Genomic DNA, 12,439 nt, shown 5'->3' with positions numbered 1-12,439 from the left:
AAATCGGGCGTGTCAGGAGCCGTTGCAAGTGCGTCCCCCCCAATCTGCCGCAAAACCCCCTGAAGACGCGCCCGGCGTGCCCGTTCGCCGCGCGGCGCTGCGGGTGCTCGATGCGGTGATGCGGCGCGGTCAGCCGCTCGAACAGGCATTGGGGCCGGCCTCGCGCGAGATTTCGCGTCCCGATGATCGCGCGCTTGTTCACGCCATTGCTGCTGAGACATTACGGCGGATGGGCGATCTCGACGCGCTGATAGATTCGGCCACCCAGCGCGCGCTGCCCGATGATGCCAAGGCGCGGATGGCGCTGAGGATCGCGCTGGTCCAGGCGCTTGCGCTCGGCACGCCGCCGCATGCCGCGATTTCGACGGTACTGCCGCTGGTCGATGGCGGCCCGCGCAAGCTGGTCCACGGCGTATTCGGCACACTGATGCGCGGCAATGCTGCGCTGCCGGAACATCCCTCGCTGCCGATGCCTGTCGCTTTGCGCTGGCAAAAGGTTTGGGGTGACGATGTGGTCGCCGCCGCCGAACGCGGGTTGGCGCTGCCGCCCGCGCTGGACCTGACGCTTGCCGATCCCGCCCAGACCGCCGATCTGGCCGCGCGGCTGAACGGCGTCAGCCTGATGCCCGGCCATCTCCGCCTCGCCGATCATGCCGCGATCCCCGATATGGAGGGCTTTGGCGAGGGCAGCTGGTGGGTGCAGGATATCGCTGCCTCCCTCGCCGCGCGGTTGATTGGTGCTGGTACCGGTTCGGCGATTGATGTCTGCGCCGCCCCCGGCGGCAAGACGCTCCAGCTTGCCGCTGCCGGGTGGAAGGTGACGGCGATCGACAATAACGAAAGTCGTCTCGCGCGACTTCGCGACAATCTGGAACGCACCCAGCTGCAGGCCAATATCGTCACCGCCGATGCGCTGAAATGGCGTCCCCAGGCCCCGGCCGATGTCGTGCTGCTCGATGCGCCGTGCAGCGCGACGGGCATTTTCCGTCGCCACCCTGATGTGCTCCACCGCGTGCTGCCTTCGCAGATCGCCGAAATGGCGGCGCTGCAGACGCAGCTGCTGGCGCGCGCGGCGGATTGGGTTCGGCCGGGCGGGACATTGGTCTATGCCACCTGCTCGCTCGAACCGGCGGAGGGCGAGGTCCAGCTTGATACGTTTTTGGCAGCACGACCCGATTACGCGATCGATCCTGTGCGACCCGATGAATTGCCAGAGGGGATCGCCCCTACCCCCCGCGGCTGGCTGCGCACGCTGCCCGGTACGCTGGCGGTACCGGGAAGCGACCAAGGCGGATGTGACGGCTTCTTCATCGTTCGGATGACCCGCCAAGCTTAAAGGCCAATCTTGCGGGCGCGGCGCACTCTGCTACATGCCCGGCATGTCGAACCCTGTCCGTATCGCGCCATCCATCCTCTCCGCCGATTTTGCCCGTCTTGGGGAGGAAATCCGCGCGATCGACGCCGCCGGGGCAGACTGGATCCATGTCGATGTGATGGACGGGCATTTCGTGCCCAACATCACCATCGGCCCAGCGGTCATCAAGGCGCTGCGCCCGCACACCGCCAAGCCGTTCGACGTGCATCTGATGATCTCGCCGGTCGATGCCTATCTCGACGCCTTTGCAGAAGCCGGTGCCGATACGATCACCGTCCATCCGGAAGCTGGGCCGCATCTCCACCGCACGCTGCAGCGGATCAAGGCGCTCGGCAAGCGGGCAGGCGTGGTGCTCAACCCGGCAACCCCGGCCAAGATGCTCGATTATGTGCTTGAGGAAGTCGATCTGGTGCTGGTGATGAGCGTGAACCCCGGTTTCGGCGGGCAAAGCTTCATCACCTCCCAACTCCGCAAGATCGAGGCGATCCGCAAGATGATCGACAAAATGGGTAAGCCGATCGACCTGGAGGTCGATGGCGGCGTCGACGCGGCAATCGCCCGCGCTTGCGTCGATGCCGGGGCCGATGCGCTGGTGGCAGGGACGGCGGCGTTCCGGGGCGGGGCGGACTGCTATGCGGCTAATATCGCAGCGCTCAGGGGCGTGTGACCGAGGTTGATGATCGCGATACCGGCGCCGACGGCATCGAAGAGGGCAAGCGGCTGGTTCGGCTGGGAGGCGACAAAGGGCTGTCGCTCACCCAGCAGCTTGCCGAGCGCCTCCACCGGCTGACCTGGCGCACGCCGATCCACGGGCTGCGGCTGAAGGGCCGCCATCCGTTGAAGCTGATCGCGGTGCCCGATGATCCTTTTCTGGGTGATCTGAAGCGTGGTGCGGCGCTGCTCGAAGGCGTGGTCAATGTAGCGGGTGAAACGCGCGACATTGCGGCTCTAAACCTCGCCAAGCATGATTTCTCGAAGCGCTTTGCCGATTACATCCAGAGCGCGGCGTGGTTGCGTGACCTGTCGAGCGTGGCAACGCGCGCGCAGGCCGCGCCGATTGCCGAACAGCTGATGCGTGCCTGGCTGGCGGCGAATGCCGAAACCGTTGCCGAACCCGCCTGGCGCCCCGATCATTGGGGTCGGCGGATTATGGCATGGACCGCGCACGCCCCACTCATCCTGTCATCGACTGATCTGGTCTACAGGTCACTCGTGCTCAACACGCTTGCACGCGGTGCGCGGCACCTTGATCGCTGCGCCGACAAGGTCCCACCGGGCGCACCACGCGTTGCCGCGTGGTGCGGGGTGATCGTGGCGGGACTGATCATCCCGGCTGGCGATGTCCGGCGGAAGATGGGCGAAGCCGGGTTGATGCGCGCGCTTGATGCGTCGGTGTTCGGCGATGGCGGGTCGGTCGCTCGATCGCCGACCGCGCAGCTCGATATCATCATGTTGCTCACCGCCCTGCGTGAAACCTATGCCGCGCGGCGACTTGAGCCGCCGACGCGGATCGGCGCGACGATTGAAGCCATGGTGCCTGCGCTGCTCGGCGTATCCCACGCCGACAAAGGTCTATCGAGTTGGCAGGGCGGTGGCCCGGTGCCCGGCGCCACGGTGGAGCAGGTGATCGCTGCAACCGGGGTGCGCACGCGACCGCTGCGCCAGGCCCGTGACTGGGGCTATCAGCGGCTATCCGGCGGGCAGAGCGTGGCGATTATCGATGCCGCCCCCCCGCCCGTCGCGCGGCTGGTGGAGGCGGGGTGCGGATCGACCTTGGCGTTCGAATTTTCCGATGGGCCCAACCGGTTGATCGTCAATTGCGGCGGCGCGCGGACCATTTCAGCGCAGGTGCCTGTCGCACTTGCCGAAGGTCTGCGAACGACGGCGGCCCATTCGACTTTGGTGGTTGGTGACAGCAACAGCACCGCGATCCATAGCGACGGCACGCTGGGGCGCGGCGTGGGCGAGGTCGAGCTGAGCCGCCAGGAAAACGATACGTCGAGCCGGATCGAGGCGAGCCATGATGGTTATGCCCGGCGATTCGGCTTTGTGCATCGACGCCAGTTGATCCTGTCGGCCGATGGGCGGGATCTGCGCGGGGAAGACATGTTGCTGCCGGTCGGGCGCAAGCGCAAATCGGGGATGACGCCCTTTGCGGTCCGCTTTCACCTGGGCGTCGGCGTGGAGGTGTCGCCAACCGCCGATGGTCAAGCTGCGTTGCTGCGGCTGCCGGGTGCGGCGCTGTGGCAGTTTCGCTGTCGCGGCGGCACTCTTGCGGTGGAGGACAGCCTGTGGGTCGATGGCGAGGGGCGGCCCCAGGCGACGCAACAGCTGGTCGTCACCGCTGAAGCGCCGGCCGGTGGCGCCAATGTCAGCTGGGCCTTGAAGCGCGCGAGTTGAGCAGGCAGGGGGAGGCCGTTCTCGAAAGGCCTTTCGTCATGACCTCCATTCGCATTTCCCGCGCACTCCTCTCCGTTTCCGACAAGACCGGAATCGTCGATCTGGGGCAGGCACTCGCCCGGCACGGGGTCGAACTGGTGTCGACCGGTGGCACCGCCAAGGCGCTGCGCGATGCCGGGCTTGCTGTGCGCGATATCAGCGATCTGACCGGCTTTCCCGAAATGATGGATGGTCGCGTCAAGACGCTCCACCCGGTGGTGCATGGCGGCTTGCTCGCGGTGCGTGACGATCCAGCGCATGTCGCCTCGATGGTCGAGCACGGGATTGGCGCGATCGATCTGGTGGTGGTGAACCTCTATCCGTTCGAGGCGACCGTAGCGAAAGGCGCTGCCCGGCCGGAGATCATTGAGAATATCGACATCGGCGGCCCATCGATGGTTCGTTCGGCCGCGAAGAACCATGAATTCGTCGCGATCGTCACCGATCCGACGGATTATCCGGCGCTGATTGCAGAAATGGACGCAGCCGGGGGGGCGACCACCCTCGATCTGCGCCGGCGCCTCGCCGCGCGCGCCTTTGCCGCGACGGCGGCCTATGACGGCATGATCGTGAGCTGGTTCGGTTTTGCCGATCAGGGCGAGCAATTCCCCGAAACATTGCCGATCACGCTAAAACGGGGGGCTGCGCTCCGTTATGGCGAAAACCCGCATCAGGCGGCGGCTTTCTATGCCGCCACCGGCCCGGCGGCGCGGGGCATCGGCCAGGCGCGGCAGGTGCAGGGCAAGGAATTGAGCTACAACAACTATAACGATGCCGATGCGGCGCTGGAGCTTGTCAGCGAATTCCGCGATGCCGCGCCGACCTGCGTGATCGTGAAGCACGCCAACCCCTGCGGAGTCGCAACCGCCGAAACGCTGGGCGATGCCTATGCGGCGGCGTTTGCGTGCGACACGGTATCGGCCTTTGGCGGGATCATCGCGGTCAATCGCCCGCTTGACGAAGCGACCGCGCGAGCGATCACCGGCATCTTCACCGAAGTCGTGATCGCTCCCGATGCCGATGACGCTGCGATTGCGATTTTCGCCGCCAAGAAGAATCTGCGGCTGCTGCTGACGGGCGATCTGCCCAACCCGGCGCGTGGCGGGCTGATGGCGAAGTCGATCACCGGCGGCTGGCTGGTCCAGTCGCGCGACAATGGCCGGGTGTCAGCGGATGATCTGCGCGTCGTTACCGATCGTCAGCCGACGCCCGAGGAGCTTGCTGATTGCCTGTTCGCCTGGACGGTCGCCAAGCACGTCAAATCGAACGCGATTGTCTATGCCAAGGACGGCGCGATTGCCGGGATCGGCGCGGGGCAGATGAACCGCCTCGAATCGGCGCGGATCGCCGCATGGAAGGCACGCGACGCAGCCGAGAAAGCGGGCTGGGCGCAACCGCGCACGATCGGCTCGGCGGTGGCATCGGATGCGTTCTTCCCCTTCGCCGATGGGCTTTTGGCCGCAGTGGAGGCGGGCGCGACGGCGGTGATCCAGCCCGGCGGATCGATCCGCGATGCCGAGGTGATCGCCGCGGCGAACGAAGCGGGGCTCGCGATGGTTTTCACCGGCATGCGGCACTTCCGACATTGATCGAATAATCGGTCAGCGGTCAGCCCGCCTTGGGCATCCGCTGGAACAGCGCGCGGTCCTCTGGGCCGAAAGCGAATTTCCACAGCACGAACAGATAGCTCGCGGCGATCGCGGGCAGACCGAAGACAAGCTCGGCCCATTCATATTCATGCGGCAGCGAGGTGAAGATCGTGCCGACCAGCACTGCCACCAGCGCCGCCCAAACGAGCGGCCAGCGCCAGCCCGACACGGGCGCTTCAAGCAGATGCGAGAGGAGCCGAGTTTTCAGCACCGATGTCAGTGCGAGTGACGCCGCGAGCGCTATCGCCGGTCCGGCTGCCTGGAAATTCTCTGGCCAGCCGGCTTCGCGCATCGCAAAGATCAGCGCGAAGCTGAGGATGATCTGGAAGGCGAGCATCGCCGCCGATATCATCAGGTTGCGGTGCCGCGCGACATAGACGAGCGCGCTTTCGGATACCGCTGCCCCCGATGCCAGCACCTCGGCCGTCAGCAGGAACGCGAGCGCGGCGGTGCCCGCCACAAATTGCGGGCCGATCACCCCCATCACGGCCTCACCGGGGATCGAGCCCATCAGCGCCAGCCCGCCTTGCGCGGCCATGATCCAGAACCCCACCTGCCGCACCTGCTTGGCGACCGCCAGCTTGTCGCCGCGCGCGAGGCTTGTAGTGATAACCGGCCCCAGAATTGGATCGAAGCTCGTCTTCAGGCGACCGGGCAGCGAGGCGATCTGCTGCGCCATGTAGTAAATGCCGACGATCGACGGCGCGAACAACTGGCCCAGAATGAATCGATCGACATTGCGCGTCGCCCATTCGATCGCATCGGCGCCCGCCAGTGGCATGTTATCGCGTGCCAAGGTGGCGATCGTCGCCAGCCGGGGCTTCCACTCGTGTGGCAACCCGTAAGCGCGCAAGAACGGCACGACCGACGCGATCATCGCCGCCAGCATCGACAGCATATAGGCGATTTCCAGCCCGTCCTGCGGGGTGATGAACCACAACGCCGTCGCCGCAATACTGATCGTCCACGGCTCGATTACTGCCCGTGCGGTAACGCTGGCGCGGACATTGTGTCGATAAGCGAGTGCGGCCAGGCTGATATCGGACCAGGCGATCGCAAAAACGATGCCGGGCAGCAACCGAGCCAGCCCGTCTGGCGGGCCGTTTCGGTACATGATCGCAGGAAAGGCGAACAGCAGCGCGCTCGCCGCGATCGAGGCGATCAGCGCGACCGCCAGCGCATCCCAGGCGACATGGCTGTGCGGCCTGTCGCTCGCCGACAGTGCCTGTGCAAGCCCACGCTTCATCCCCAAGGTGGCGAGCAGCGCACCGAGTTCGACCACGACCACGGCAAGCGCAAACTGACCGACCGTATCCGCGCCGTATAACCGCCCGGCCACGAACAGGAACGGAATGCGCGCCGCCAGCCGAAGGCCGAACCCGAAGATGTTCGTCCGCCCGCCCTTGGCGATTGCGGCAATATCATCGGCGGCGGCGGTGCTGGGGCTGGCGGTGTTCGTCAATGCGCGGCGCCCCAGCTTTTGCCGGTGCCGATTTCGACGCCCAACGGCACCGACAGCGTCACCGCAGGCGCGGCGGCGGTCGCCATCACGCGTTCGATCACCGGTTTGGCGGCAGCGACATCGCCTTCGGGCAGCTCGAACACCAATTCGTCATGCACCTGCAGCAGCATCCGCACGTTGGGCAGCCCTGCCTCGATCAAGGCGGGTTCCATCCGCACCATTGCCCGCTTGATGATGTCAGCGCTCGTACCCTGGATCGGCGCGTTGATCGCCGCGCGCTCTGCCCCCTGGCGCTCATGCTGGACCGAAGATTTGATCCGCGAGAAATGGCATTTTCGCCCGAACAGGGTGGTGGTGTAACCGCGCTCGCGCACCTCCTCGATCGTGGTCGCGATGTAGTTATTGATGCCCGGGAAGCGCTCGAAATAGCGGTCGATCATTGCCTGCGCTTCATCGGGCGTCACATCGAGCCGCCCGGCCAGGCCCCAGCGGCTGATGCCGTACAGAATCGCGAAGTTGATCGTCTTGGCGCGACCACGGGTGTCGCGATTGACCTCGCCGAACAATTCCTGTGCGGTCAGGCTGTGAATGTCGGCGCCATCGGCAAAGGCCTGTTTCAGCGCCGGCACATCAGCCATATGCGCTGCCAGCCGCAGCTCGATCTGTGAATAATCGGCGGCGAGCAGGACGTTGCCGGGTTCAGCGACGAACGCATCGCGGATCTGGCGGCCGATTTCGGTGCGGATCGGGATGTTCTGGAGATTGGGATCGGTTGAAGAGAGCCGCCCGGTCTGCGCGCCGGTCAGCGAATAGCTGGTATGGACGCGCCCCGTTTGCGGGTTGATCTGTGCCTGTAGCGCATCGGTATAGGTGCTTTTGAGCTTTGAGAGCTGCCGCCAGTCGAGCACGCGCGCGGCGATCACCGCACCGGGCGAGGCCTTGTCCGCCGCGATCTTTTCCAGCTCGGTCACATCGGTGGAATAGACCCCAGATTTGCCCTTGCGACCGCCCTTGATGCCCATCCGATCGAACAGCACATCGCCCAGCTGTTTGGGGCTGCCGATCGTGAAGGGGCCACCGGCGAGGCCGTGGATTTCGGTTTCCAGTGTCGCCATCTGCGCGGCGAATTCGGCGGAGAGCTGCGCCAGCCGGTCACGATCGACCTTGATGCCGTGGCGCTCCATCTGGGCGATCACGGGGGCGAGCGGACGATCGACCATCTCATACACCCGCGTCGAGCCTTCTGCAGTCAGGCGTGGCTTGAACCGCCGCCACAGCCGCAGCGTCACATCGGCGTCTTCGGCGGCGTAGCGTGTGGCCGACTTTAAGTCGATTTCGGCGAACCCCCGCTGGCTCTTGCCCGTACCGACCACGTCCTTGAAAGCGATGCAGCTGTGCGACAGGTGGAGTTGAGCGAGCTCGTCCATCCCGTGTCCGTGCAGTCCGGCATCGAGATCGAAACTCATCAGGATCGTATCGTCGAACGGCGCGACATCGATGCCCAGCCGCCCGAGAATGATCATGTCATACTTTAGATTATGGCCGATCTTCAGCACCGCCGGGTCTTCGAGCAACGGCTTGAGCTTGTCGATCACCACCGCCTTGTCGAGTTGAACAGGCTTTTCGGCGAACATGTCCGTCCCGCCATGCGCGACCGGGATGTAGCAGGCGTGGTTAGGATGGAGCGCAAGGCTTATCCCCACCAGCTCGGCCTGCGTGGCATCGATGCCGGTGGTCTCGGTGTCGACTGCAACCCAGCCCTGATGCCGCGCGTCGGCGATCCAGCGGTCAAGCACCGCGTCGTCGACCACGCTTTCATAGTCGTCGTGATTGCAGGGCGGATCTTCGTCCTGCGCCACGGCCTTGGGCGTGGCGACCGGCGTGTCGGCCACGGCGGCAAGCTTGGCGAGCAGCGACTTGAACCCGTGATGCTCCAGAAACGCCTGCAACGGCGCCGCCGGTATCCCCTGCAGCGCAAGCGAATCGAGCGGATCGGGCAATGCCGCATCGTCTTTCAACGTTACGAGCACGCGGCTCAACCGGGCCATCTCGGCATGCTCGATCAGGTTGTCGCGCAGCTTGCCGGGTTTCATCGTCGGTGCTGCGGCAAGCACAGCTTCCAAATCGCCATGTTCGAGGATCAGCTTAGCGGCAGTCTTTGGCCCCACGCCGGGAACGCCGGGGACATTGTCGACACTGTCGCCCATCAGCGCGAGCACATCACCGAGCCGATCGGGGCCAACGCCGAATTTTTCGAATACATGCTCGGCGCCTAGACGCCGGTTATTCATGGTATCGTACATGTCGAGCCCGGGCTCGATCAGCTGCATCAGATCCTTGTCGCTTGAGACGATCGTAACCGACCAGCCTTGTGCCAGCGCCGCCTTGGCATAGCTGGCGATGATGTCGTCTGCCTCCAGCCCTGCTTCCTCGATGCACGGCAGGCTGAACGCGCGCGTCGCATCGCGGATCATCGGGAATTGCGGGATCAGGTCCTCGGGCGCGGGGGGGCGCTGCGCCTTGTATTTGTCGTACAGGTCGTTTCGAAAGGTGTGGCTGCCTTTGTCGAGGATCACCGCCATATGGGTCGGCCCGTCGGCCTTGTGCAACTCGTCGGCGAGTTTCCACAGCATCGTCGTATAGCCATAAACCGCACCAACCGGCTCGCCACGAATGTTCGTCAGCGGCGGCAGGCGGTGATAGGCGCGGAAGATATAACCGGAGCCATCGACAAGGTAGAGATGAGGCATGAAGGCTGGGATAGCCGATGCATCGCGCCGGACAAAGCCCCCCTTCATCACGAGTCGCGCGGGCTTCGCTTGCCGCTATCCCGCGTCGTGAAAGATGATCCCCAGCGTGTGGCGATTGCCCTGCCGGATCGGGCTGACTCCGTGGCGCATCGTGACCCGGTAATCGCCCTTGCCACCGCGTACCGGCCGATGGTTGACGGCGAATACCACCGCATCGCCAAGCCCCAGTGGCACCACAGTGACGCGCGATTGCATTCTTGGCCGCTGTTCAGTCAGCACGAATTCCCCGCCGTCAAAGTCATCGCCAGGTCGCGAGAGCAGGACCGCGACCTGCAAGGGAAAGGCGACTGCTCCATACAGGTCCTGATGCAGGCAGTTATAATCGCCTTCCCCGTAGCGGAGCATCAGCGGGGTGGGGCGCGTCTGCCCGGCGGCATGGCACATTGCGCGATAGGCTGCATGCTCTGCGGGAAGCTCGTCGGGCAATCCGAGCCGTGCAGCCCAAGCGCGCGCGGTGGGGACAAGCAGGGGATAAAGCGTTTCGCGCAAGCGCTGGACGATCGACGGCAAGGGATAAGCGAAATAGGCATAATGGCCTTGGCCAAAGCCGTGGCGCGCCATCACGATCCGGCTGCGGAATTGTCGATCATCGCCATAGCTTTCGGCGAGTACAGTACATTCGGTGGCCGAGAGCAGGCCGGGGATCAGGGCCCAGCCCTGCGCATCGAGTGATGCGACCAGCCGGGCAGGGTCGGCAATAGATGTTGGTATCATGCGATGCGACGTGGCGGCTGCCCGCGGCTACCGCATCCCGGCGCTTGCGATGAAAAACCTACCGCCCGTGATAGGCAACCACGCTGGCGACAACCGATTGCATCAGCGCCTGGCGCTCAGCGACTGGTCGCGGCGTATCGCCGATCATGACGGCTAGCGCATAGCTTTGCCCATCCGGTGCCGTCAGGATGCCGACATCATTATAGCCCGCCGTGCGCCCGGCAAGGTCTTGTCCGGTCCCGGTCTTGTGGCCAAACCGCCACCCGGCTGGCACTGCACCGCTCAAGCGTTGCTTGCCGGTGCGCGCCGATTCCATTGTCGCAATCAAATAGTTGGTCGAATTGGCGGAGAGCAGCTCGCCCTTTTTCAGCATCGCCAGCGCGCCGGCAATCGCCTCTGGCGCGGCGCCATCCGGCGGATTGGTGACATAGCTTTCAAAGGCGCTGAGCCGCGTCGACAGCGGCAGCCGGGCGCGAGCGCGCGTAAAAGCATTGCCGAGCGCGAATTCGGGTTTCCAGTCGAGCCCCGCCGTTTGGCTTTGCAGCAATCGTTCACCGGGGCCGAAGCTGATCGAGCCAAGCCCCTTGCGCCGGATGAAACCGCGCACGGTTTCCGGCCCGCCGATAAAACGCAGCAGCCGATCATTGGCGGTGTTGTCACTCGTCGTCAGCGCGCGCTGGAGCAGCTCGCCCACGGTCGCCTTATAGCCATCGCCCTTCACCATCGCAGCGATCGGCTGGTGAAACAGCGTCAAATCCTCGCGAGTCACGGTGACGGTGTCGTCGAGCGTCAGCTGACCGGAATCGCGGTAATCGAGCACCGCCATCGCCACCCACAGCTTGCTCACGCTTTGCTGGGGCAGCTTGGTCGAACCATTGGCGGTAACGGCCCAGCCCTTGTCGATATTGCGCACGGCGATGCCCACATTGCCAGCAAACTGGGTCCGCAGCGACTGGATGGTCGATACCAGCCCATAGGGTGCGGTGGCCTTTACTGGAACGGGCGCAGGCACCGGCATGCTGACGCGATACATCGGCGGTGGCGGCGATACGCGCGCAGCCTGCGGCGATGATGTCGACGCGCAGCCCGCCAACGCGATCATCGCGATGGTTGCCATTGCGGGACTGTGCCGGTCGCGTGTCAATTCTTTCCCTTGGTGTATCAAGCTGTTCAACCCCCCCGGATCATCGATTGCCACCATGGGTGGATCACCCTTAACAGGATATAGCCATAATTTTCGGTTGCGATGAAAGCCCGTATTTCCACGATGAACCACGAAACTTCCCGAAAAAGGGCGGTATGTGGTTAAGGGACCAGGATGGTATCGACCGCGTCAGGCAGCATGTCAGGATAATCGAGCGTGTAATGGAGTCCGCGGCTTTCCTTGCGGTGTAGCGCAGATTTCACAATCAGTTCAGCGGTTTGCAGCAGATTGCGTAGCTCGATCAGATCCGGCGTCACCCGGAAATGCCCGTAATAATCATTCACTTCGTCTGTGAGCAGGCGAATGCGGTGCTGCGCGCGCTCAAGCCTTTTGGTGGTGCGCACGATGCCGACATAATTCCACATGAACCGGCGAATCTCGGTCCAGTTCTGCTTGATGACGACTTCCTCGTCCGAATCTTCGACCCGGCTTTCGTCCCATGGCGCGATCGGCGGCGGCGGGGGCAGATCATCCCAATGCGCCGCGATATGCCGCGCGCAGGCCTCGCCGAACACAAAGCATTCGAGCAGCGAGTTGGAGGCGAGTCGGTTTGCCCCGTGGAGCCCGCTTTCGGTGCATTCGCCCGCTGCATAAAGCCCGGGCAGATCGGTCCGCCCGTCGAGATCAACGACGATCCCGCCACAGGTATAATGTTGGGCAGGCACCACCGGGATCGGATCGGTCGTCATGTCGATCCCCAGCCCCATCAGCTTTTCGTAGATGTTGGGGAAATGTTCGCGGATGAAATCCGGCCCCTTATGGCTGATATCCAGGTGGACATAATCC

Annotated in this window: 9 protein-coding genes; 4 read left to right on the top strand and 5 right to left on the bottom strand. The window is 64.3% G+C overall.

The genetic code is table 11. The features are described 5' to 3' along the window. Nucleotides 1-22 precede the first annotated feature (22 nt). From B7Y49_RS11935 to purH, 4 genes are read left to right on the top strand one after another with little or no spacing between them, the layout of a single operon-like run. Nucleotides 23-1,336 carry an RsmB/NOP family class I SAM-dependent RNA methyltransferase gene (locus B7Y49_RS11935; RefSeq protein ID WP_374127819.1) on the top strand — a complete coding sequence of 438 codons (1,314 nt, stop codon included), beginning with the start codon at nucleotides 23-25 and terminating at the stop codon, nucleotides 1,334-1,336. A 43-nt stretch (nucleotides 1,337-1,379) separates the two neighbouring features. Further along, nucleotides 1,380-2,042, top strand: coding sequence for a ribulose-phosphate 3-epimerase (rpe, locus tag B7Y49_RS11930; protein ID WP_374127818.1), 663 nt, complete (start codon nucleotides 1,380-1,382; stop codon nucleotides 2,040-2,042). Beyond that, nucleotides 2,039-3,775, top strand: a complete 1,737-nt coding sequence (locus tag B7Y49_RS11925) for a heparinase II/III family protein (protein ID WP_374127817.1) — start codon at nucleotides 2,039-2,041, stop codon at nucleotides 3,773-3,775. Before rpe ends, B7Y49_RS11925 begins: the two co-directional genes overlap by 4 nt. A gap of 38 nt (nucleotides 3,776-3,813) precedes the next feature. Continuing rightward, on the top strand, nucleotides 3,814-5,403 hold the full coding sequence (purH, locus tag B7Y49_RS11920; protein WP_374127816.1) for a bifunctional phosphoribosylaminoimidazolecarboxamide formyltransferase/inosine monophosphate cyclohydrolase: 1,590 nt from the start codon (nucleotides 3,814-3,816) through the stop codon (nucleotides 5,401-5,403). Between the two features lie 19 nt (nucleotides 5,404-5,422). Here the strand turns inward: purH and B7Y49_RS11915 are convergent, their stop codons facing one another. The 5 genes from B7Y49_RS11915 to B7Y49_RS11895 form a co-directional block, all read right to left on the bottom strand. Beyond that, nucleotides 5,423-6,925 carry a lipopolysaccharide biosynthesis protein gene (locus B7Y49_RS11915; RefSeq protein WP_374127815.1) on the bottom strand — a complete coding sequence of 501 codons (1,503 nt, stop codon included), beginning with the start codon at nucleotides 6,923-6,925 and terminating at the stop codon, nucleotides 5,423-5,425. After that, a complete protein-coding gene (gene polA, locus B7Y49_RS11910; RefSeq protein WP_374127814.1) occupies nucleotides 6,922-9,675 on the bottom strand; it encodes a DNA polymerase I in 2,754 nt (917 codons plus the stop codon). Before polA ends, B7Y49_RS11915 begins: the two co-directional genes overlap by 4 nt. 75 nt (nucleotides 9,676-9,750) lie before the next feature. Continuing rightward, a complete protein-coding gene (locus B7Y49_RS11905; RefSeq protein ID WP_374127813.1) occupies nucleotides 9,751-10,449 on the bottom strand; it encodes a 2OG-Fe(II) oxygenase in 699 nt (232 codons plus the stop codon). A gap of 58 nt (nucleotides 10,450-10,507) precedes the next feature. Then, on the bottom strand, nucleotides 10,508-11,566 hold the full coding sequence (gene bla / locus B7Y49_RS11900; RefSeq protein WP_374127812.1) for a class A beta-lactamase: 1,059 nt from the start codon (nucleotides 11,564-11,566) through the stop codon (nucleotides 10,508-10,510). Nucleotides 11,567-11,754: 188 nt separating this feature from the next. After that, nucleotides 11,755-12,439: FAD-binding protein (locus B7Y49_RS11895; protein WP_374127811.1), on the bottom strand; the 685-nt coding region annotated here is incomplete at its 5' end.

Source organism: Sphingomonas sp. 28-62-11 (assembly GCF_002278865.1).
GTDB lineage: Bacteria > Pseudomonadota > Alphaproteobacteria > Sphingomonadales > Sphingomonadaceae > Sphingomonas.
This window is presented reverse-complemented; position numbering and strand designations above follow the sequence as displayed.